A 20,409-nucleotide genomic window follows, 5' to 3' on the forward strand; every position below is an offset into this window, starting at 1 on the left:
TTACATCTCTCCTTTTCCGAATATAGACCAGCTCATGGGAATGCTTTTAAATGTTCGAATGAAGGTGAGGCCGTATGTAGCTCTAGCCACCTCATTGGTTAAAGCGAAATCAAATTCGCCGTCTCTTACTTTTTGTGCGGCTGTACTTGTAGAATTGACAAGCTCAAATTCAGCATTTTGATGAATAAAATATTGAATCAAATTCACAGGTGCAGGATGAGAAACAATTTTTAAATGGTGAAGCATTTGTTCTTGAAAGGGGAAATCTGGTCTGACAGCCAAACCATACATGGGCGTGTCACATCTGAATATTTGTAGAAGCTGTAGGTCAGGTCTCATGTAGAAGTGTTTAATTCCTTCGTATGCGTGTGGAACGAGAGTGTATTGGAGTGCGTTAGAGAGAGTATGTTCAATGCAAGTTTCGAATGTGTCATAAAGGGATAGTTTCGTATGAGTGCCGAGTGTAGTGGTGGAATGAGAGATGAAATGTTTTGCTGCATATTCACTGCTTGTCCCCTTAGGGCCTAATGTATTGACTGTAAACATCTTAGGTGAAACGATGGGCTCTTCTTTAAAATGAAAAACATCATTCTTTAAGATCATGTTTACCATCCAATCTTTTTCAAATTTTTACTAGATTATAAAAAATAAAATTGGCAATTGTCAACAAAATTTATAAAAAATGTATTTTATGATGATATTAAAAATTGATCTAAAAAACTGCACATATCGAGATGTGCAGTGAAATGAGCTCACGTTTCAAATGTATTTTTATGTTTCTGCTGTAAGGTTTTTTCGCGTTTATAGCTGACGAAGCTGATGAGAAAACCAACAAGCGTAATGAGTGCACATACAAGCCCCACCGTATGATAGCCGAAATGGACATAAACAGGTCCCATCAGAGCTGACCCAAGCATAACGGCAAGATTGGAAGCAAGGCTGTAAAAAGCCATCACTTTGCCTCGGTGGGTTTGGGAGCAGTCGCTTAGGACGGTGCTCAAAAGCGTGACAGATAAACTTTGCATGGCACCCCAAATAAATAAAGCAAAAATGAGCAATGTCCATGAGAACGGTGCATAAGGAAGTAAGGCAAGAACGAGCGTAATGCCGCCCAGCACAAAGAAAAGAGACCTTGTTTTGCCAAACCAATCTGCTAATTTCCCAGTAAACATACTCATGGAAAAGCCAACACCATAAGCCATGATTAGAAGTCCAGCTGTTGATTGCCCTCCGGAAAACAGACTTTGCAGGTAAGCTCCTAAAAATGAGTACATGCCATAAAATCCAAGCATGTTACAAAATGTCACGGCCAAATAGGCAGGTACACGTTCGATTTTCAAAGCCCCCCATAAAGAGCCTGATTTCTCCCTAGCTTGAGGTGCCTTCGGATTAACTGTTGCGACTTGTTTTCGAGATTCAAGGATGACGAGCAGCAGGACAACGAGACTCATCATGGCGAAAATCCAGAATGTCCAGCGCCAGTTCAAACTTTGACCGATAAAGGCGCCAATGGGCACACCAAGGACAAGAGAAAGAGACCAGCTTGACACAATGAGTCCCATCACTTTGCCGCGATATTCGTATGGAACCCGGTCGCCCACAAGAGCATAGGCTGTTGGCACAAATACACCAGTCGCCAGCCCAGAAATAGCACGGCCTGCAAAAAACACGGCCAAATTTGGGGCAGCAGCACACATCACTGTTCCAATCAAAAAGAAAGACAGCCCAATAATCAAACACAGCTCTCTTGAATACCGGTCCCCTAAAGGAACGAGCAGCGGAGCTCCAACCAGCACAGCTAACCCATAAATGCTGATGGAAAGAGCGAGAACATCAAGAGAGTGCTGAAAGGAGTTTGATAAATCAGGCAGCAGTGGTGAAATCACCAGCTCTTCCGATCCCGCCGCAAAAACGCCAAGTGTGAGTGCAATGGCAAGTGTGATGGGAAATGTTTTAGAAGCCTGGCTGTCTAAAGATTCTTTCATCAAGTGATCCCTCCATACTTGCTTTTTCATTCAATTCCGTTAAAATAAATTCTACCATTATTTAGTTTTATTTTACATTTCGTATCATAAGTATTATCATAAAATACTTTTCAAATGGAACGATTTTTGGATAGGAGAGGTACGAATGAAAATCACCGATGTAGATGTGCATATTTTAAATGAATTGAGAGAAGATGCCCGCTTATCCATGAGGGAATTGTCCAAACGAGTGAATTTATCAGCACCTGCGGTAGCAGAAAGAGTACGTAAATTAGAGGATGCAGGGATTATCGAAGGGTATTCTGTTCAAGTCAATTATAAAAAATTAGGGCTTCTGATTGACTGCCTGCTGGAAGTTACAGTGTTAAATGGGGAGTATCAGCGTTTTGTGGCTTTTATGAACGAGCACCCACGCGCCTTTTTTGCTTATCGAGTGGCAGGGCAGTCTTGCTTTTTCATTAAGCTGTCAGTTTCTTCTCTTGAAGAAATTGAAGCCTTTATTCAAGAAGTGTCTGGATTTACAAAAACCGTCTCCCATATTGTCTTGTCAGAGCACTCTTTTTCTCATACGATTCAGGAACGTGTGAAACAAATAGAAGAGCCAAAAATGACCGTGGTGAAATAAAAAGTTTCAGATTGTTGACAAAGGGCTAAATGATTTTTATTTTAGCCCTTTGTCTTCTTTTCAGCTTTTTATGCTGAAATATTCGTATAGTAATAATTTGAGATTAAAGGAGTTCATTCTTTTGAAGCTTTTAAAAGTAATAGATTATGCAGCATTAATGGATATGCACAGAACAAGAAGCAAAGAAAGTCACTATAATAATTCGCCTATTGACGTAGGTAACAGGGATCGTTTTTTTAGTGCTCAGCCTATTGATTTACAATTTCACATCAACAACCATACAGCAAACATAGAAAGTGGAATATTTTCTTTTAATTCAAGCATCAAATCTGGTGAAGATAAGAATGACAAGGTTTCTGGGGAAGTGTTTTTACGAAAAGAGTCAAAGCACAAGCCTAATGTAAACATCTTAACTGCATTGTTGTGAGCCATGTTTAGTTTCGTTTCTTACTTATCCTGAAAATGAAGATGTGATCACCTTTCTAAACAAATACATAAAAAAGCTTCGGAGAGATCCGAAGCCTTAAGAGTTTATCATACATGGAAATAAGACGCCAGCTGCTCGTTTGCTAATCGGTTTCCAACAAAGAAGGAACCAAATTCGCCGTAGCGTGCACTGACTTCATCAAAGCGCATTTCATAAACCAATTTTTTAAATTGAAGCACATCATCAGAGAAAAGGGTAACGCCCCACTCATAATCATCAAAACCAACAGAACCTGTAATGATCTGTTTTACTTTCCCAGCATAGCTTCGGCCAATTAAACCGTGGCTTCTCATAAGTGATTTACGCTCATCCATGGAAAGCATGTACCAGTTGTCATTGCCAGAACGTCTTTTATCCATTGGATAGAAGCACACGTATTGAGAAGAAGGAAGCTCTGGATATAAGCGAGCACGTACATGCGGGTTCTCGTAAGGATCTCCGCCATCGCCGCCTCCTGCTAAGTAGTTGCTGAGCTCAACAACTGAAACATACGAATAAGCTGGAATCGTAAACTCTGCTAGTCGTGTCTTGTTGAATTCGAGTTCAATTTCACCTAGTTCTTCCATTGTCGGACGTAAAATCATGAGCATAATATCTGCTTTTTGGCCGACAATACTATAGATTGTTTGGCTACCAGCTTTATCTTGCTCAGCTGTTTTCCATTTTTCCAATAGACCTGTGAATTCATGAATGATGGCTTGGCGCTCATCACTTGTCAGCAGCTTCCAAGCTGTCCAGTCGATTGTTCTAAAATCATGCAGCGCATACCAGCCATCTAGTGTTTGAGCTGCTTCATTTGTTGTATGTTGTTCGCTCATTTCTTTCACTCCTATTAACAGTTTTCCATCTGTTCCAACTATAACATAGTTTGTCCAAATGGAGATGTGATCAAAACTTGAACGAGGAAAACAGCTTTTCTCAAAATTGATTAAATTAGTTTGAAAAATAAGAATTTAATTTGTAAGCGCTATAATATAAGTTGGTAGTTTGAATTTAGGTAGAAGAAGAGTATGCTTAAAAGAGAACGCTTTTTTTGTAAAATCAAGGAGGGTATTGAAGTGGCAGATATTTTTTCAACAGTTCAGGAAAAGGTTGCAGGTAAAGGAGTAAAGATCGTTTTTCCTGAGGGAATGGACGAACGCATTCTAACAGCCGTTCAAAAATTAGCAGATGGCAAAGTATTGCAGCCAATTGTGGTAGGAAAAAAACAAGAAGTTGAAGCTAAAGCAAAAGAATTAGGTCTTACACTTGATGGTGTTGACGTGTATGATCCTCATACATATGAAGGTTTTGAAGAGCTTGTACAAGCTTTCGTAGAAAGACGTAAAGGCAAAGCAACAGAAGAGCAAGCAAGAAAAGCATTACTAGATGAAAACTATTTCGGTACAATGCTTGTGTATAAAGGTCTTGCAGACGGACTTGTGAGCGGTGCGGCACACTCAACTGCTGACACAGTGCGTCCAGCACTTCAAATCATTAAAACAAAAGAAGGCGTAAAGAAAACATCTGGCGTCTTCATCATGGCTCGCGGCGAAGAGCAATATGTGTTTGCTGATTGCGCAATCAACATTGCACCAGACAGCCAAGATCTAGCTGAAATTGCGATCGAAAGTGCAAACACAGCCAAAATGTTTGATATCGAACCACGTGTGGCAATGCTTAGCTTCTCTACAAAAGGCTCAGCAAAATCAGACGAAACAGAAAAAGTATCTGAAGCAGTTCGCATTGCAAAAGAAAAGGCACCTGAGCTTGTACTTGATGGAGAATTCCAATTCGATGCAGCTTTCGTTCCTTCAGTAGCAGCGAAAAAAGCGCCAGATTCCGTCATCAAAGGCGACGCCAGCGTATTTGTTTTCCCTAGCCTCGAAGCTGGAAACATTGGCTACAAAATTGCACAGCGCTTAGGTAACTTTGAAGCTGTAGGTCCTATCCTTCAAGGTTTAAACCAGCCAGTAAACGATCTATCAAGAGGCTGTAATGCCGAAGACGTTTATAACCTTGCGCTTATCACAGCAGCTCAAGCACTATAATGATCTCAACAAAGGCAGCCAGTACGATAGATTCGTGCTGGCTGTTTTTTTGATGACAAATGTGTACAATATAGGGGGAAAAGAAAAAATCTGATCGTAGATAAAGCCGATAGAATGGGCAGGTGCTATAATGGATGATTTAATACATAAGCTTCAGCATAAGGTCGCGGGATTAACCGAGGCACAAAGGAGAATTGCAGATTATATCGTGCAAAATCCAATGGAGGTCGCGTTTTTAACTGTAGATAAATTGGCGTCAAAAGTAGGGACGAGTACAGCTACCATCATGAGATTCTCTGCTGCTGTAGGGTACTCCGGTTTCTCCGAGCTTCAAAAAGAGCTTCAATCAAATATGAAGCATAAAGCTGCCCCTCAAACGAGACTTGAAGCGAACCTCAAGCATTCAAATAAAAGTAAGCTCCTGCATAATCATGTCGAGCTGCAATTTCAAAATATCCAGTATGCTTTAGACAATATCACGGAAGAAACCTTTCAGCATATTGTTGAAAAAATAGCCAGCTCCCGCCAGGTTCTGTGTACAAGTGTCCGAAGTGGAAGACCTGTTGGAGAGTATCTGTCACAAGGAATCAATCGCCTACTGGGGAACTGTCAATATATTGATGCAGACAAAAGTGACTGGGTCGATGAACTCGTTCATTTTCAATCTGATGATTTCATTATAGCGGTCAGCTATCCTCGCTATGCAAAGCGTATGAAGGATTTGCTGGAGACAGCGAAGTCATATGGGGTGGAAGTGCTCTTAATTACAGACAGCTACAGCTCTCCACTAACCAAGTATGCCCAATATGTATTACCGTGTTCCTCAGCAAGTGTAGGCTCTCATAACTCTGTCGTATCTGCTATCTTTATCGTAGATTACATTTTAAGTGCCTTAGCCATTAATGATCCTGAAAGAACAAAACCACGTTTAGATCAAATCAATCATATGTTAACGAAAATGAGTTATCACACAACACATTAGTCGTGTGGTGACTCATTTTTTTATTTTGAAATTTTATGAAAGCGCTTTACTAAATAAAAATGAGATGGTATGATCTTATCACAAAAGTAATATATATTACTTTATATAAAGTTAAATGTAATGAATATAACTAAAAGGGGATGATGGAAACAATGAGTACTGTTCAATTCGTGTCAAATGATCTAATAGATCGGGCAAGAAAGCTTAACTCAACCTTGCTGTCAGACGTGATGGGATGCACCGGTGCGATGGATCATCGAATCAAACCAGTTGCAAGAGGTATGAATGTAGTTGGTACAGCTTTTACCGTCAGCTTACGGCCAGGGGATAATTTATTTCTTCATCAAGCGATCTACTCTGCAAAAGAAGGAGATGTACTGATTGTTGATGGAAAAGACCATAAGGGTCATGCATATTTAGGGGAATTGATGGCACATTCAGCAAAGGTTGTAGGAATAGAAGGAATCGTGATTGACGGGCTTGTTCGCGACAAACTCGCTTTAGAGGAGCTGGCTTTTCCAATATACAGTAAGGGATTTATGCCAAACGGACCTTTTAAAGATGGTCCTGGGGAATTGAATCAAACCATTTCGTGCGGCGGTGTCAAAGTAGCACCAGGTGATTTAGTCATTGCTGACGATGATGGAGTGGTCATCGTTCCAAAGGAAAAGGCGGAACACCTGCTGACGCTAGCAGAAGAGAAACAAGCGTATGAAAATCAAAGATTAAAAACGATTCAACAGTATGTGGACGAAGGAAAGCAAGACATCAGTCTCTTAGCACCGGCATGGCTGGAAGGCAGAATGAAAAAATATCAGGGATAGGGGAATCTGTAATGAAGATAGGCTTTATTGGATATGGAGAAGCGGCATATGAGCTGTCAACAGGATTGAAAACAGAAGGATTAGACCAATTTTATGCGTATGATGTACTATTACAAAATGAGAAATTGGCTGGCGCATTGAAAGAAAAAGCATCGCAGACAGGAGTTCAATTAACCAGCAGTATTAGCGAAGTCATTGAGAAATCTGATATTGTCATTGCTGCTGTGCCAGCGAATAAAACCTTAGAAGTGGCCCAATCCGTATCGGGAAGTTTGAAAGAGAATCAATTATATGTAGATGTATCGGCATCAACACCAGACATCAAAAAACAAGTGGCAAACGAAATTGAAAAGCAAAAAGCTCTATTCGTAGATGCTGCCATGCTAGGACCTCTTCCAGTCAACAAACACAAGGTTCCGATCACGGCAAGCGGCAGTGGAACTAACCAATTCATGAAAGTAATGAATGCTTATGGCATGAATATCACAAAAATCAGTGACCAGCCAGGAGATGCTTCGGCCTTGAAGCTGATCAGAAGCGTTTATATGAAGGGGATCGTTGGTCTCATGATTGAATTTTTGGAAATTTCAAAAAAGTACAATGTGGAACATCAAGTGATTTCTTCACTTAGCGATACAATGGATAGCAAAAATTTTGAAGAGACCATGAATCGTCTTGTGACAGGGAGTGCATTGCATGCAAAAAGACGAGCGATCGAGCTTCTTGGCTCTATTGAAATGCTAGATGAAGCAGAGGTTGATGCCAGTATGTCTCGGGCAGCACAACAAAAGCTTGAGAGATTAGCAGACTTTCAATTCGTTGAACGGTTTAATGGGAAAAAGCCGGCCAGCTGGGAAGAAGTCATTGACGTAATGCAGAAAGGGCAATAAATTGTAAGCGTTTTATTGAACAAAGGGGAGGCGAAAAAACGATATGGGTTTTATTGCGTTGATTGTATTCATAGCTGTCATCATTATATGGAATGTCGTCGTGAAGCGGAATATGGGAGAAGCCATGCTATTAGGCTTTATTGCAACCACATTATTTGGCGGATTGGATGCACTAAGACTGTTCTGGGATGGATTAAAATTTGCATCCACATATGAGGTGCTCTATGCAGCTGTCGCATTTGTATTCATGGCCTATTTAATCGAAAAGCTGGAATTAATTCATGCACTCTTGCGAATCTTAAATTCGGTTGTAGGAAAACTTCCTGGTGGAGCGGCTTATATGAGTACGTTAGGTTCAGCAGTCTTAGGTGCTCTTTCAGGTTCAAATTCTGCAAACACAGCGGCCACTGGCTCTATCACGGCCTCTTGGATGATTAAATCAGGCTGGAGCCGAACCCATACGGCTACGATTTTAGCAGGGAATGGCGGACTTGGGGCGGCACTGCCTCCGAACTCTTCAATGTTTATCATGCTGGGGTTTGCACCAATTGCAGCCCTTGTATCTGAGGGAGATTTATATATTGCCCTGTTAATAGGAGGACTGTATCAAGTCGTATACCGATTTATTCTGGTGTATATTCTGGTGAAAAAGAATAAAATTCAGGCCATGCCGCCAGATGATATTCTTCCTTTTGGGGAAGCTGTGAAACAAGGGTGGAAGTCGATCTTTATTTTTTTCGGTGCCTTGATTCCTATCATTATCACAATAGGTCCGCTGGCAAACTACTTAAAAAGTAATCCAAACATTGGACCAGAGGCAATGGATCAAATTTCTTTAATTACGTGGATTCCGATTCTCATGATGCTGATTAGTTTAACAATTGGAAGAAAAAAGGCGTCTGCACTAGATTGGTCTCAGTTTTTCAAGTCGGCCATTCCTAAGTTTACAACGATCGGTGCCTTGATGCTGTTTGCTGTTGCTGCTAGTCAGGTGCTTGCTGAATTAGGACTCGCAGAAGATTTGACGCAAATCACATCAGTACTTACCATTCCGAAATGGCTTATGGTGCTCATTGTGGGTATTCTTGTTACGCTGGTGGCTGGACCATTATCTTCAACAGCCACGTTAACAGCTGTTGGACTTGTCTCATTTTCAGCTTTAGTCTCAGTCGGAGTGGACCCAGTTGTAGCTGTTGTCGCCATTCTTGCTTTTTCATCGACAGAAGGCGCTTCCCCGCCGGCATCAGGATCGATTTTCATTGCTTCTGGTCTTGCAGGAGCCAGACCGGAGAAAACATTTATACCGCTGATTCTCTACTATATGCTGCCGATCGTAGGAATTGGCTGGCTCATCGGAATGGGCATACTTCCAGTATAGAAAGGAGAAACACATGAGAGCATTGATGGAATTATTATTTAAAGTGCTGCTTGTCCTGTTCTTAACGTCAGGAGCCCTGTTGGTCTTCGGTCAAATACTAGGGATTCTTTTGCAAAAGGGAGATATGATCATTGCAAGTACGAACCTATTCAAAAACCCAACATTGGTGTTAAGTGCCTTTTTCAGTCTTGTTGGTTTCTCTCTAAATTATATTCCTGAAAAGAAAGACACCTCATTTAGCGATCATCCATCAGCATCAGCAGGTGAATCGCTCAAATAAGCAATAAAAAGCTGGATTCAGTAAATGGATCCAGCTTTTTTGTGCGCGAGAAATAGGTATTAAAACCCAATACATACGATTCATTTTTTGGTAAATTCACTTTCAATCATATGCCTCTCGTGCTAGTAAATGGTAACATAACGGAGGACTATTTAAGGAATAGAGGTGTTTGACCATATCTGGAGCAATCATCGGTTATAAAGCAGCCTTGTATTCATTAAAGGCAGATATATCTATCAAAAAAGAACAAATCATCGAACTCAACATGTGCCGCAAAGAAATCAAAGAGGCAAAATGGGCCCTGTCAGATGCCAGCAAGAATATCACTCATCCAGATCTGACATCACATACATGGTTTGGTCATTTAGCAGACACGTTTGATGACATTCGAGACGAAATGGCTTCTGCTAGTCAGGAAATAAAAGCTGTACAGCTGACCAATCTAGTGAATCGAATTGATGAGAAAATCAGTGACTTAAAATCAGAAATCCATTCATTAGAACATGAAATCCATTCGGTGGAAAGAAAAATAGAGAAAGAAAAGCAGAAACAACTGGAAGAAAAAAGAGGGTAGTCACATGAGCAGAGAAATTAAAATAGATGCCAGTCAGGTCAAACAAGTATTACAGCATGCAAAACAATCAGGCGCTCAAATGAATGCAGCCCTTCCAACAACCATCAAAGGAAGAAATCAGCTCCTGACGGCAGACACATTAGAAAAGATCAATCAGCAGCTGAACGACTTAAGTACATCCTATATAGGCATTCTTCAGAAACAGCTTGTACAAACAGAACAAGCAGTGAACACCATGATTGAAACGGACAAGGCGCTTGCTTCCAGCAGTAAAAGAAAATAAAGGAGAACGCAATGAAAACCCTTGACGCCTTTGCGCTAATAAACGGAATAGATCAAACGCTGAATGCGTTAAAGCAGCAGTCACAGCAAATCAGCTCCCTAGAAAAACAAATCCATCACATCATCTCACTCGATGGCGCACTAAAGGGAGAGGCGGGACAAGCCATCCGCGCCTTTTATACAGAATGCCATATTCCCTTCTTGCAATTCTTTCAGGTCGTCATTGAGGAATATAGCGCTGCATTGAAAAACACAAAGCAGGCTCTTCACGCGCTAGAATCAAATGAACACGGCTATATATCACAAGCATTTATCGAACATGATCTTGATCAAGGCTTAAAAAAAGCTGAACGAACGATTTCTGAAATTGTTTCAGAGGTAAACCACGCCATCGGCAGAGTTGGTCATATTGTTCATTTACCAAATGTAGACGAATCAGTGTTTCAGCAAAACTATCAAAAGGCATGGCTCGAGACCTCAAGAACCATTGGTCTGCTTCATGCATTTGACCGGGAGCAGACAAGTGCTTTACATGAAACCAAAAGCTCCCTCCAAACAATGAAACAATACATAGATACCTTAAGTACCATGTTCACCGGCCCAAAAATCGACATCACGAGCTATCAAAAGGGATCTATTTTCAAAGATGGAAAAGAAGAGAAAGTAAGCAGCACCATCAGTGGATTGAAAGATAAAATAGATAACCCAAAAGACAATCCAATGATGATCATGCTGAAGAAACTGAAAGAGAAACAACAGGCAAATGTGGAGAAGGTTGTTCTGAATGACACCCATAAAAACATAAGTAAACAATTCACAGCAAACGATCCATCGCTTACGACATTACAAAAGGAAGCTGTGAACGGGAAAAACAAGATTCATAGAGACATCAGAGTCATAAATGGTAGACTATACAACGTAAAAGACATTAAAAAGTTAAAAGAATTCGACATCGCAGATGAAGTCGTCACGGATCCGTCGGATATTGACTTTATTGGTGGAAGATACACCGTTTACGCCAATAAACAAATCATCCGAACGTATATCACAAACGGCGAAATAAGAATAGAAGAAGTCGACAAAATTCCAGAAAGCCGCAGCCGTGGTAACGCTAAACGCATATTAGATGGAGAAGTCGTCTCAACTACCGAAAACATCATCCTAGAATACAGCGGCATCTACGACGGCTACCGAGCCGTTACTGGCAAAGACCCAGAAACCAGCCAAAACATCAGCAGCACAGACCAAGCCCTATCCGCCGCCTCTATCATCCCAATAACGAAAATAGTGAAGGTTGGGAAATATGTTTTTAGGTTGGATCAAGGGAAGAATGTGAAGAGGGTTAAAACACCTACTTACGGTAAACAATCCGTACCAAAAGGACCGTACCGTGAAGTAAATGGTTTCCCTGCAAAAGTAAAATCAGGAGCTCAAGAAAAACATATTCCAGAAACACCAAATTACAAGCAAGAAGTAGCAAATGGAAAAAAGAAAAGCATTTTTTACGGAGATAATAAAAAGGCACAAGAATTGCTGGATAAATATGCAGGGACAGGCAAAGAATTGGGTAAGAATAAAGAAAGGATAGACTTTGGCCAAGCGATAGGAAAATACTATAATATTGATACTGGAAAGTATGAAGAGACTACTAAGGGAATGATACATTATGGGAAAGATGGTGCTCACATCGTACCAGCGAGGCCTTAAAATGATGAATCGGAGGTAAAAAATGGGTTATGATTCTTTGATTGGAACATTAATAAAGTATGAAAAAAAAGATATGATTTTGGAATGGAATAGTGGATTGAAAATCTTAGGAAAACTAGATACAGTTTTTGAAACAAATAATATGTTAGATGAAGATGATATTAATTTTACAGAATATATTGCTGCTGCTTTCCAAGTAAATGATATTCTATCTCATCCTAATGAAAACAGTGGCAGTGTATACGATTGGTTAATTCAAGAGAAAAGCTCTTTAGTTGAGATATCTCTTTATGATGATCCACCAAATAAGATTTTGGTAGATGGTCAAAAAGTATGGGAATTGGCAGATGAGTAACAATTGACATCTTAGAATTTTAAAATCCAAGCCCTCGGTAAGAGGGCCTTTTTATTATTTATGAGTTAGTGAAATATGCTTCAAGTTGATCGTTGGCAAAACTAGTTTCTGTAGGTTCATAACTGGGGCAGTCTGGGCTGAAATATGATATCGCATGTGTATATCAAAGCTCAATAAATATTATTAACAGTAAAGTACCATTGAATGATTTAAATAAAACCTTGAAAATAGGAGCGTTCAATGAATAAAAAACAACAACTAACGAAACAAATCCAAACCGTCATCAACATCCTAGAAAAAGAATATCCACAAGAAATCAATCAAGGTGTTCTCCAATTAATATACAAAAGATATAAAAATGCACAAAGGATCATTCAGAACAATGAAGATCTCCAAAAGATTTTGATCATTGGCGGGGTGAGAGCTTATTTGGATAGTTATAATGACTATCTAAACCCCTTTCTAGATGAATTACATAAAGCAGAGAGTTTGCTTAAAGAAATGCTGTAATAGATAGGACGGTTGTCTGTAGGACTGGAACCAAGTCTTGTATCGGGCTGCAAAACAGAGAAAGGAATGCATATGGAACATAAACAACACAAAAACAAAAAACCTCCGACTGGCTATTAAGTATCAGTATTCTGATTGTTATAGGAACAGCTTTGCTGAGAGGAGTTTCTTACTCAGATGCTGATTATCGCGGTTTCCCTATTGATTGGCTAGTTTTGCACGGACATCATACTTTTGAATTTCTATTGTGGGGTTTTATACTCGATGTGGTCATTTTCTATTTTCTTTTAAAAGTGCTCCTTCGTTTGTATAAAAGGGTCATGAAAAAATCAACTGCTTAACATAGAGGAGGCTCTTAAAAATGATCAATTTACCTGAAATCCCACTTCTGCACGTGAACAAACCAGCAAGTGACATACATATCAAAGAGGCAGAATCCCAGCTAAACATGGTGCTGCCCCGTGCTTATAAGGCTTTGCTGAAACAGACAAATGGATGTTCCATTGGCGGTGAGGTGCTTCTATACGGGACGGAGGACATGGTGGAACGGAATAAAACATGGGAGGTTCAGCAATATGCAAGCGGCTATGTGGCGATTGGCGACGATGGCGGCGGGCAAGTATTTCTCATGCGGCTGGCTGAAGAGGAGAAAAAGATATGGATCGTGGATGCTGGTGTAATGGACCCTCAGCATGCAGAGCTGATGGCCGATAACTTTCTGAAATGGGTGAGTGAGGGCTGTATCATAGAAGTGTAATCTCATAAAGGAGATGTTCACATTGCCTTGTAATACATGGATTACTGCTGGTTTTGTGGTTATGATATCTCTGTATATTTCAACATGAAAAGTAAGAACAAGAAAACCAAATCATCTAACTGAAACGCTCTGTGACGCCAAATGTTATGGAGCTTTTTGCATTCTCCCTCCATTCATCACATGTTATAATAAACACAGTTTATGTACGAGAGGATATGCAGGAGATGAAAAATGAACCTATTGAGTTACTGACACAGCCGAAATGGCGGATTATCGATCAGTCGAGTCTTGGTCTTTATGTGGACCCGAAGCAATCTTTTGCGATGGATGATACGCTTTGCGTCTCGGTGGGGAAGGGCCTCTCACCAGCGACAGCCCGTTCTTGGGTGCATCACAATACGATTGTGCTTGGGATTCAGGATACAAGACTTCCATTCCTCCAAGATGGCGTAAAGCTGCTTGAGGAAGAGGGCTATCGTGTGATTGTGCGCAACTCAGGCGGTCTTGCTGTGGTGCTGGATGAAGGTGTACTGAATGTGTCTTTAATCTTTGCGGAACAAAAGAAGGGCATTGATATTGACCGCGGGTATGATGCGATGGTGGACTTGATCCGCCGGATGCTGTCGATGTATGAGGTGGACATTGAAGCCTATGAAATTGTCGGCTCTTATTGTCCAGGCAGCTACGATTTAAGTATCAATGGAAAGAAATTTGCAGGCATTTCTCAGCGTAGATTACGCGGTGGGGTCGCTGTGCAAATTTATTTGTGTGCAGATGGAAGCGGGCGTGAACGTGCCGACTTGATCCGCCGTTTTTATGACGCCGCCTTAAAGGATAAACGGCAAGAAGTGAAGGCAGTATTTCCTGATATACAGCCGGATACGATGGCATCCTTATCAGAATTAATCGGTGAACCGATTGATTGTACGCTGCTCATGCGTTTATTACTAGAGGAGCTTCAAAAGCTCAGTGATCAGCTGACAGCATCAGGATTGAACGCAGAAGAACAGCTGGAATTTGAGAAAAACATGACGCGGATGATTGAGCGGAATGAAAAGGTGTTTTCGTGAAGGAGAAGTAAATTTTTTAAATATATTCTAGATCGACAAAACAATCGAGTCATTTTGTCGATCTTCTCTATTATTTTAATTCAACTTTATAGCCAATATAAATGTTAGGATCAAAAGTGTATATTCCAGGTTGATTAAATGTTAATGCAGAGATTCGGAAAGCATACTTCTGTTTAACAGGATTCCATGATCCATTTGGATAATAAGCTGGGTAAACTTTGAAATTAGGGTACGTTGTGTTAATCCAGGTCATACTAGAATTTGGACGTATACTTCGTTTCAATGTATATAAACTTAATGAATTTCGACCGCTGTCAGGACCATCAGTTCTAACTTCTATTATGTAGCTATTATTCGGAATTGAACTGTCATTGGATAGGTCGAAATATTGTAGCGAGCTAGTTCTATTAAATGACGTAATCGAAGCTTGATTAAGCGTAATCCTTTTTTCCATAACCGAGGAGGCCGGAATAGGGTATAAAACAGGCATACCTACAGTAACATTTAATTCATAGGGAAATTGATTTTTTTTATCATCAGAAGGTTCAATGTAAATTAAATAATCTCCTACTGTATCCGTTGGGAATTCAACTTGAGCTGTTCCTTCTTCATTAATCGTGCTTCTTCCTATTCCTCTACTTTCTGAAATGATTTCACTATTAGGATTAGTAATTTTGACATCAAATGTTTTAGAAGAGCGAAGGGTTAGTTTTTCTGTCTTATTCATGCCAAGGGAGACTTTATACAATCGTCGATCCTCTGCATGTGTAATAGTTGTCTTAGCTTCATCTGGTGAATAAAAAGCATTACTTCTTTTTAATTCAATTGAATTACTTGGCTCATCTGCTGCTTGTGCGTTAAAGGAGATAGTACTTAATAAAATAATGGTCACTAACCCAAATAATATTTTCCTCAATATTTAACAACTCCCTTTTAATTATTAATATGTATATCGGTATTCTTTATTATAAATTAACATTATTTCAAATAAATTCATTTTTAGTTTATTAGTTACAGATGATTAAAAAGGAGAAGTTGTGATGAAATCCCAAAAAGTCAGTTACCTTTATTTACTATGACTTCCTGTCCTCATGGGAGTCGGCAAGGCCAATGCCGGTATTTATCTTTTTATGATCGTAATTTTGGTTAAAGTGTGATGCTATTTATGGACACATTCACCTGCAAATTTAAAGCTGTTTTCGAAAAAAATTATTCGATATAATAGAAATATAAAAAAGAGAGAAGAAACGATGGATAATCCAAAAATTTGAAATAGTCTAAGGAAAAGGTATTTAAAGATCCAGTACGCCGTTATGTTCATGCGAGACACATATAATATTGGATTTAATAGGATTTTAGCTCCTTTGATCAATTAAACAGCTAGCAGAAGAACTAGAAGACGCTTTACTAGGGTTAGGAAGTACATACAGAACTTTAGGAGAATATGAAAAGTCAAAACAGATATTCCTAAAAGGGATGGAAACTTATCCGGACAACAAAGCCATTCAAACGTTCTATGCCATGACTTTGTATAATTTGAAAGAACATAGCAAAGCGATGGAAATATTACTGAACTGTTTAACTGAAACGACAAAAGATCCTGCTATTTTAAGTTATCGAAAAGCGATTGATTTTTATTCAAATCAGTTAGATAGGTTATGGAAATAATAGTTGATTTGGCTACTTGAATAGATTTGAAGGGGCAATCTTATGAAAGAATCCCCTCCTTTGTTATGGAATTTTATATGTGATAGTCATTTATGGCGTAAGAAAGAAGGTAAATTTGTTGTCATTATTCACCATGTATTACCCGCTGTTGATGCTTTGTGTTTTGTCTGTGTTGTATGTGATGTATCGTATTCAGCCCTTGGCCTCTACTGTTAAAAAAATCATCATTGTGCTCTGTGTGTTAACAAATGCCGCATATATTTGCTGGCGTCTCTTCTTTACACTGCCGCATGAAGGTACATTTAATATGATAATGGGCATCTTGCTTGTTGCCTGTGAATGTATTGGATTTTTACAGCTGCTTGTGTTTTATACACTTGTTTGGAAGCCTTCAAATCGGAAACAAGTCACGATCAGTGATCTTGACAGGCTGCCAACAGTTGATATTTTCATAGCTACATATAATGAACCAATTGAAGTGCTGAAACGCACGGTTGCAGGTTGTTTGAATCTCTCTTACCCAAAAGGCAGCGTCCACATTTATTTATGTGATGATGGCAAGAGGGAGTCTGTAGAGCAGCTTGCTTCTGAGTTTGGTGTTCATTATCTGACAAGAACGGATAACAAGTTTGCTAAGGCGGGTAATTTAAACCATGCGATGTCTCAAACGAATGGGGAGCTGATTCTCACACTTGATGCTGATATGGTTCCCCTTCCTGCCTTTTTAGAAAAGACAGTGCCTTACTTTCATGATGGAGCCACTGCGTTTGTTCAAGTTCCACAAGCATTTTATAACGAAGATCCTTTCCAATATAATATGTTCTCGAAGGATCGAATTCCAAATGAACAGGACTTCTTCATGCAAACCCTCCAAGCTGGTAAGGATCGGTTCAATGCTGTGATGTATGTCGGGAGTAATACTGTATTTAGAAGAACGGCCTTAGAGGATATTGGCGGATTTGCTACCGGAGTGATTACAGAAGACATGGCGACCGGAATGCTTCTCCAAGGGAAGTTCAAATCAGTGTCTGTCGGAGAAGTATTAGCCGTCGGTCTCGCACCTGAAAGCTGGCTTGATCTGTTAAAGCAGAGAGACCGGTGGTCGAGAGGGAACATTCAGTGCGCCCGTAAGTTTAATCCATTGAAGGTTCGCGGCTTAACGCTTATGCAGCGAGTTCTTTATTTAGATGGCATTGTGTATTGGTTTAACGGTTTGTTTAAAATGATTTACATTCTTACACCGATTTTGTTTTTATTGTTTGGTATTCAAAGTTTCTGGGCCGATTTCCAGTCCATTTTTATGTTTTGGCTGCCGGCGTTCTTTAGTTCGTATTTAGCGTTTAAACTGGTATCGAACCAAAAAAGAAGTATGTTTTGGAGTCATATTTACGAAAGCTCTATGGCATTCCATCTAGCTGGTGTGGCTTTAAGTGAGCTGTTTTTGAAGAAGAGGGTTGAATTTCTTGTGACACCGAAGGGAATTCAAACGGATAAGAGACATTTTCATTTGAAAACGATGATTCCTCATTTGATCTTCTTGCTGCTCTCATTGCTTGTCCTTGTGAAAATAGGATACGATGTGAAGGTAAAAGGGACGATGAATGCTGACCTCACGTTGATTAATATTTTTTGGGTGCTTTATAACGGTGCAGGTCTATTCATGGCACTCATTGTGGCGTTTGATCGTCCGCGTTATCGAAAATCAGAGCGGTTTGTCATTGAAAAAGAGGGACAGCTTCGTTCTGAACATCAAGATGAGTCGATTGCTTGTTTTCTACTAGATATGAGTGATTCAGGTGCGCGTCTATCCATTCCACTTGATCAAGCTCCTTCTCTCTATCAAGGACAAATGCAATTGTTCTTTTCAGAGGATGAAAGTGTGGCGTGTGATGTGGTTTGGAGCCATCCAGAGGGAGACAGGCTGATGGTTGGTGTTGCTTTTACTGATACAGAAAAATCAGAGTATTTATCACTGATCCGCTTTTTATTCACACGAGAGCATGTATCCATAACGGATCGTGAGAAAAAATCCTATGCTGTTCGGACATTTCTCCGCTTTGTAAGAAAAACAAAGAAGGTACCAAAGGCCTTGCAGCGCAAATGGATGAGAAGGCCTTTGCAAGGTGTGGCAGGCACGCTGTCCTATGAGGGCCGGTTAGAAGAGAAGGTGCCGGTGAACATACATGATATTAGTTTATCTGGGTGCAAAATCGAGTCTGAAGCTTCAATTGAATTACATGACAAAGTGCTGATCACCATTGACACAGAATCTCTGATAGATCAGCGGGCGATTGCGGTCTGGACATCACAAAGACGCGGCCGTACAATGGCCGGACTCAAATTTGTTCAGCCTGAAATCAAGCAGATAGAAGAAAGAGAGGGAGTGGTTTCTTGAAATCCAAAAATGGCGGTTACCTCTATTTACTATGGCTTCCTGTCCTCATGGGAGCCGGCTACGGCATTTCGCTTTTAGTGCCATTTCTTCAGCCTGTCCTGACACTTGGCATCGCAGGTCTTTATATTTTTATATTTGGTGATTTTCAAGTAAGGCAGGTCAGATATATTTTTATGTTCGTGTTTTTGATCAATGTTCTTTTTAGTGTGATGCTATTTTTGGGCATTTAAAAAGTGCTTCCCGAGGCGGGGAGCACTTTTTGTTATTCTGCCATTTTTTCGAGGTTGCCGTTTCGGTCCATTTTAAAGGTTGGTGCGGCACTATCGTCCTCTTCAAACAAAACTAGTTTTCTTGCACGGTTCATGATTTTGACGAGTGTTTCATAATCTTCTTGAATCGTGAGCTGATCCTTTTCAAGCTTTTTCACTTCAGCTTCTAGCTGCGAGACTTTATGAGAAAGCTCATTGTTTTCTCGTTTTAAGCGGCTGTTTTCCATACGTAAGGCAGTGGATTGCTGACCATCGCCTTCATAACGGCGTAAGAAATCAATGATATCGTCAATGGTTAATTCTTGATGCTGCCTAAATGGATTTGCTTCCGGCTTTTTCTCTGCGGTATTTGGGGCATGAGAAGCCTGTGACAATAAATGTGATAAACTAGCTAACTCTTCATTGTAGCTTTGATCCACAAACTGAAGCTGTTCGGCTGTTTCAGCTGCTGGTGCAAAGGTTTCTTCCTTTGCTGGCTCCAGTTCCTGTGAGAATTCCTCTTGAGTAACCGTTTCTTCTACTTGCGGCTGATAAAGTAATCGCTTTTTCGCTGGCTGGCCATTGCCAAGTGCGCGCATCCGTTGTTTTCGCTGTTTTTTGGCAAGTGCCAATGCTTTTTCATATTGATGCCTGACGACAGCATTCCATCTAAAACCGCATGCCGCTGAGGTGCGGTTCAGTTTATCTCCTACTTCTTCAAACGCATTTAGCTGCGTGCTGCCCTCTCTGACGTGACGTAAGACGGTTTCTGCCAGGAGGAGATCATTTTCCTCTGACCATGCATCTTGTCTTTGTTTTGACATGTGTTTAAACCCCCATATGATTTGATGGTATTAGATTAGCCAAGTTCAAGAAGGTTTATACAAGTTTGCTAAAAGGATAGTGGAAAATACTAGCTTTTATGTAAGCGGATGATTGGGTCGCAAAGCGTCTTGCAAGTCCAGCCGCTTCGATGTACAATGTTGGGTGGTATATTATTCATGATTGGCTGTCCAACTGTTTCATATAGAATGAAGTATCATCATTGAAAGGAAGCGTAAGACCATGGCTAATGAGTTTCGCGTATGTGACGATTGTGATGCGACGAACCTAAAGACGTTATTGCCTCGACTCAAATCGGTTGATCCTGATGCAAAAATTGAGATCGGCTGTCAATCCTATTGTGGTCCAGGACGAAAAAAGGCTTTTGCGTTTGTGAACAATCGCCCATTATCCGCACCAACAGAAGATGAATTACTCGAAAAGGTTCAAAAAAAAGTCAAATAAATGTCACTGAATGTGTTCAGTCGACCTAAAAAGAGGTCCGTCCCTGTCAGGTCGGGCTTTTTACGTCCGTGCAAT

At 40.2% G+C, this 20,409-nt stretch carries 23 protein-coding genes and 1 pseudogene; 19 read left to right on the forward strand and 5 right to left on the reverse strand.

Features of this window, described 5'->3' with window-relative positions; genetic code table 11:
• On the reverse strand, positions 1–603 hold the full coding sequence (locus tag JVX94_RS16235) for a type 2 periplasmic-binding domain-containing protein (RefSeq protein WP_024423797.1): 603 nt from the start codon (positions 601–603) through the stop codon (positions 1–3).
• Between the two features lie 149 nt (positions 604–752).
• A complete protein-coding gene (locus JVX94_RS16240; protein ID WP_144483881.1) occupies positions 753–1,985 on the reverse strand; it encodes an MFS transporter in 1,233 nt (410 codons plus the stop codon).
• A 145-nt stretch (positions 1,986–2,130) separates the two neighbouring features.
• Between JVX94_RS16240 and JVX94_RS16245 the strand changes: the two genes are divergently transcribed.
• Positions 2,131–2,610: an Lrp/AsnC family transcriptional regulator gene (locus tag JVX94_RS16245; RefSeq protein ID WP_095409820.1), complete on the forward strand. Its 480-nt coding sequence runs from the start codon at positions 2,131–2,133 to the stop codon at positions 2,608–2,610.
• A 121-nt stretch (positions 2,611–2,731) separates the two neighbouring features.
• Positions 2,732–3,037: a hypothetical protein gene (locus JVX94_RS16250; RefSeq protein ID WP_205183812.1), complete on the forward strand. Its 306-nt coding sequence runs from the start codon at positions 2,732–2,734 to the stop codon at positions 3,035–3,037.
• Positions 3,038–3,144: 107 nt separating this feature from the next.
• On the opposite strand, the gene hemQ is transcribed toward JVX94_RS16250, so the two are convergent.
• Positions 3,145–3,915 carry a hydrogen peroxide-dependent heme synthase gene (gene hemQ, locus JVX94_RS16255; protein ID WP_024423793.1) on the reverse strand — a complete coding sequence of 257 codons (771 nt, stop codon included), beginning with the start codon at positions 3,913–3,915 and terminating at the stop codon, positions 3,145–3,147.
• Positions 3,916–4,155: 240 nt separating this feature from the next.
• On the opposite strand from hemQ, the gene pta reads away from it, so the two are divergent.
• From pta to lipL, 13 genes are all read left to right on the forward strand, one after another.
• Positions 4,156–5,127, forward strand: a complete 972-nt coding sequence (gene pta / locus JVX94_RS16260) for a phosphate acetyltransferase (RefSeq protein WP_024423792.1) — start codon at positions 4,156–4,158, stop codon at positions 5,125–5,127.
• A 130-nt stretch (positions 5,128–5,257) separates the two neighbouring features.
• A complete protein-coding gene (locus tag JVX94_RS16265) occupies positions 5,258–6,109 on the forward strand; it encodes a MurR/RpiR family transcriptional regulator (protein ID WP_203128980.1) in 852 nt (283 codons plus the stop codon).
• A 152-nt stretch (positions 6,110–6,261) separates the two neighbouring features.
• Positions 6,262–6,933, forward strand: a complete 672-nt coding sequence (locus tag JVX94_RS16270) for an RraA family protein (protein WP_144471868.1) — start codon at positions 6,262–6,264, stop codon at positions 6,931–6,933.
• 11 nt (positions 6,934–6,944) lie between these two features.
• Entirely contained in the window at positions 6,945–7,823 is an 879-nt protein-coding gene (locus JVX94_RS16275; protein ID WP_095409815.1) for an NAD(P)-dependent oxidoreductase, read from the forward strand.
• Between the two features lie 43 nt (positions 7,824–7,866).
• A complete protein-coding gene (locus tag JVX94_RS16280) occupies positions 7,867–9,201 on the forward strand; it encodes a TRAP transporter large permease subunit (RefSeq protein WP_205183815.1) in 1,335 nt (444 codons plus the stop codon).
• Positions 9,202–9,214: 13 nt separating this feature from the next.
• The gene (locus tag JVX94_RS16285; protein ID WP_095409814.1) at positions 9,215–9,481 is read left to right on the forward strand and encodes a hypothetical protein; all 267 of its coding nucleotides are present in this window, start codon (positions 9,215–9,217) and stop codon (positions 9,479–9,481) included.
• 175 nt (positions 9,482–9,656) lie between these two features.
• Positions 9,657–10,055, forward strand: a complete 399-nt coding sequence (locus JVX94_RS16290) for a YwqH-like family protein (RefSeq protein ID WP_095410066.1) — start codon at positions 9,657–9,659, stop codon at positions 10,053–10,055.
• 4 nt (positions 10,056–10,059) lie between these two features.
• Positions 10,060–10,338 carry a YwqI/YxiC family protein gene (locus JVX94_RS16295; protein WP_095409813.1) on the forward strand — a complete coding sequence of 93 codons (279 nt, stop codon included), beginning with the start codon at positions 10,060–10,062 and terminating at the stop codon, positions 10,336–10,338.
• 11 nt (positions 10,339–10,349) lie between these two features.
• Positions 10,350–12,044 (forward strand): T7SS effector LXG polymorphic toxin, encoded by a 1,695-nt coding sequence (locus JVX94_RS16300; RefSeq protein ID WP_205183816.1) that lies wholly within the window; start codon positions 10,350–10,352, stop codon positions 12,042–12,044.
• Positions 12,045–12,066: 22 nt separating this feature from the next.
• Positions 12,067–12,399, forward strand: coding sequence for a hypothetical protein (locus tag JVX94_RS16305; protein ID WP_205183819.1), 333 nt, complete (start codon positions 12,067–12,069; stop codon positions 12,397–12,399).
• A gap of 240 nt (positions 12,400–12,639) precedes the next feature.
• Positions 12,640–12,909 (forward strand): hypothetical protein, encoded by a 270-nt coding sequence (locus JVX94_RS16310; RefSeq protein ID WP_095409809.1) that lies wholly within the window; start codon positions 12,640–12,642, stop codon positions 12,907–12,909.
• Positions 12,910–13,270: 361 nt separating this feature from the next.
• Positions 13,271–13,666: an SMI1/KNR4 family protein gene (locus JVX94_RS16315; protein ID WP_133744452.1), complete on the forward strand. Its 396-nt coding sequence runs from the start codon at positions 13,271–13,273 to the stop codon at positions 13,664–13,666.
• 224 nt (positions 13,667–13,890) lie between these two features.
• Positions 13,891–14,736, forward strand: a complete 846-nt coding sequence (gene lipL, locus JVX94_RS16320) for an octanoyl-[GcvH]:protein N-octanoyltransferase (RefSeq protein WP_205183821.1) — start codon at positions 13,891–13,893, stop codon at positions 14,734–14,736.
• A gap of 70 nt (positions 14,737–14,806) precedes the next feature.
• Here lipL and JVX94_RS16325 read toward each other — a convergent pair whose 3' ends face one another.
• Positions 14,807–15,652, reverse strand: a complete 846-nt coding sequence (locus JVX94_RS16325; RefSeq protein WP_205183824.1) for a hypothetical protein — start codon at positions 15,650–15,652, stop codon at positions 14,807–14,809.
• Between the two features lie 467 nt (positions 15,653–16,119).
• Here JVX94_RS16325 and JVX94_RS16330 point away from each other — a divergent pair.
• The 3 genes and pseudogenes from JVX94_RS16330 to JVX94_RS16340 all read left to right on the forward strand — a co-directional run.
• Positions 16,120–16,404 (forward strand): annotated as a pseudogene (locus JVX94_RS16330) (tetratricopeptide repeat protein); the annotation flags it as partial.
• 118 nt (positions 16,405–16,522) lie between these two features.
• Positions 16,523–18,799 (forward strand): glycosyltransferase, encoded by a 2,277-nt coding sequence (locus tag JVX94_RS16335; protein ID WP_205183826.1) that lies wholly within the window; start codon positions 16,523–16,525, stop codon positions 18,797–18,799.
• Positions 18,796–19,029 carry a DUF5970 family protein gene (locus JVX94_RS16340; protein WP_003214547.1) on the forward strand — a complete coding sequence of 78 codons (234 nt, stop codon included), beginning with the start codon at positions 18,796–18,798 and terminating at the stop codon, positions 19,027–19,029. Before JVX94_RS16335 ends, JVX94_RS16340 begins: the two co-directional genes overlap by 4 nt.
• Before the next feature lie 32 nt (positions 19,030–19,061).
• On the opposite strand, the gene JVX94_RS16345 is transcribed toward JVX94_RS16340, so the two are convergent.
• Complete coding sequence (locus JVX94_RS16345) at positions 19,062–19,871, reverse strand: RsfA family transcriptional regulator (protein ID WP_106036429.1); 810 nt, start codon at positions 19,869–19,871, stop codon at positions 19,062–19,064.
• Between the two features lie 241 nt (positions 19,872–20,112).
• Between JVX94_RS16345 and JVX94_RS16350 the strand changes: the two genes are divergently transcribed.
• Complete coding sequence (locus JVX94_RS16350; RefSeq protein ID WP_003215259.1) at positions 20,113–20,334, forward strand: YuzB family protein; 222 nt, start codon at positions 20,113–20,115, stop codon at positions 20,332–20,334.
• Positions 20,335–20,409: the final 75 nt, after the last annotated feature.

The organism is Bacillus sp. PDNC022, assembly GCF_016919285.1.
Lineage (GTDB): Bacteria > Bacillota > Bacilli > Bacillales > Bacillaceae > Bacillus > Bacillus safensis.

What these genes read in the sequence shown, in the direction of transcription:
- JVX94_RS16350 (WP_003215259.1), top strand. Translation starts at nt 20,113, where the DNA reads ATGGCTAATGAGTTTCGCGTATGTGACGATTGTGATGCGACGAACCTA.
- JVX94_RS16240 (WP_144483881.1), bottom strand. Translation starts at nt 1,985, where the DNA reads ATGAAAGAATCTTTAGACAGCCAGGCTTCTAAAACATTTCCCATCACA.
- JVX94_RS16270 (WP_144471868.1), top strand. Translation starts at nt 6,262, where the DNA reads ATGAGTACTGTTCAATTCGTGTCAAATGATCTAATAGATCGGGCAAGA.
- JVX94_RS16315 (WP_133744452.1), top strand. Translation starts at nt 13,271, where the DNA reads ATGATCAATTTACCTGAAATCCCACTTCTGCACGTGAACAAACCAGCA.
- lipL (WP_205183821.1), top strand. Translation starts at nt 13,891, where the DNA reads ATGAAAAATGAACCTATTGAGTTACTGACACAGCCGAAATGGCGGATT.
- JVX94_RS16345 (WP_106036429.1), bottom strand. Translation starts at nt 19,871, where the DNA reads ATGTCAAAACAAAGACAAGATGCATGGTCAGAGGAAAATGATCTCCTC.
- JVX94_RS16235 (WP_024423797.1), bottom strand. Translation starts at nt 603, where the DNA reads ATGATCTTAAAGAATGATGTTTTTCATTTTAAAGAAGAGCCCATCGTT.
- JVX94_RS16305 (WP_205183819.1), top strand. Translation starts at nt 12,067, where the DNA reads ATGGGTTATGATTCTTTGATTGGAACATTAATAAAGTATGAAAAAAAA.
- JVX94_RS16265 (WP_203128980.1), top strand. Translation starts at nt 5,258, where the DNA reads ATGGATGATTTAATACATAAGCTTCAGCATAAGGTCGCGGGATTAACC.
- JVX94_RS16280 (WP_205183815.1), top strand. Translation starts at nt 7,867, where the DNA reads ATGGGTTTTATTGCGTTGATTGTATTCATAGCTGTCATCATTATATGG.
- hemQ (WP_024423793.1), bottom strand. Translation starts at nt 3,915, where the DNA reads ATGAGCGAACAACATACAACAAATGAAGCAGCTCAAACACTAGATGGC.
- JVX94_RS16310 (WP_095409809.1), top strand. Translation starts at nt 12,640, where the DNA reads ATGAATAAAAAACAACAACTAACGAAACAAATCCAAACCGTCATCAAC.
- JVX94_RS16245 (WP_095409820.1), top strand. Translation starts at nt 2,131, where the DNA reads ATGAAAATCACCGATGTAGATGTGCATATTTTAAATGAATTGAGAGAA.
- JVX94_RS16295 (WP_095409813.1), top strand. Translation starts at nt 10,060, where the DNA reads ATGAGCAGAGAAATTAAAATAGATGCCAGTCAGGTCAAACAAGTATTA.
- JVX94_RS16300 (WP_205183816.1), top strand. Translation starts at nt 10,350, where the DNA reads ATGAAAACCCTTGACGCCTTTGCGCTAATAAACGGAATAGATCAAACG.
- JVX94_RS16275 (WP_095409815.1), top strand. Translation starts at nt 6,945, where the DNA reads ATGAAGATAGGCTTTATTGGATATGGAGAAGCGGCATATGAGCTGTCA.
- JVX94_RS16285 (WP_095409814.1), top strand. Translation starts at nt 9,215, where the DNA reads ATGAGAGCATTGATGGAATTATTATTTAAAGTGCTGCTTGTCCTGTTC.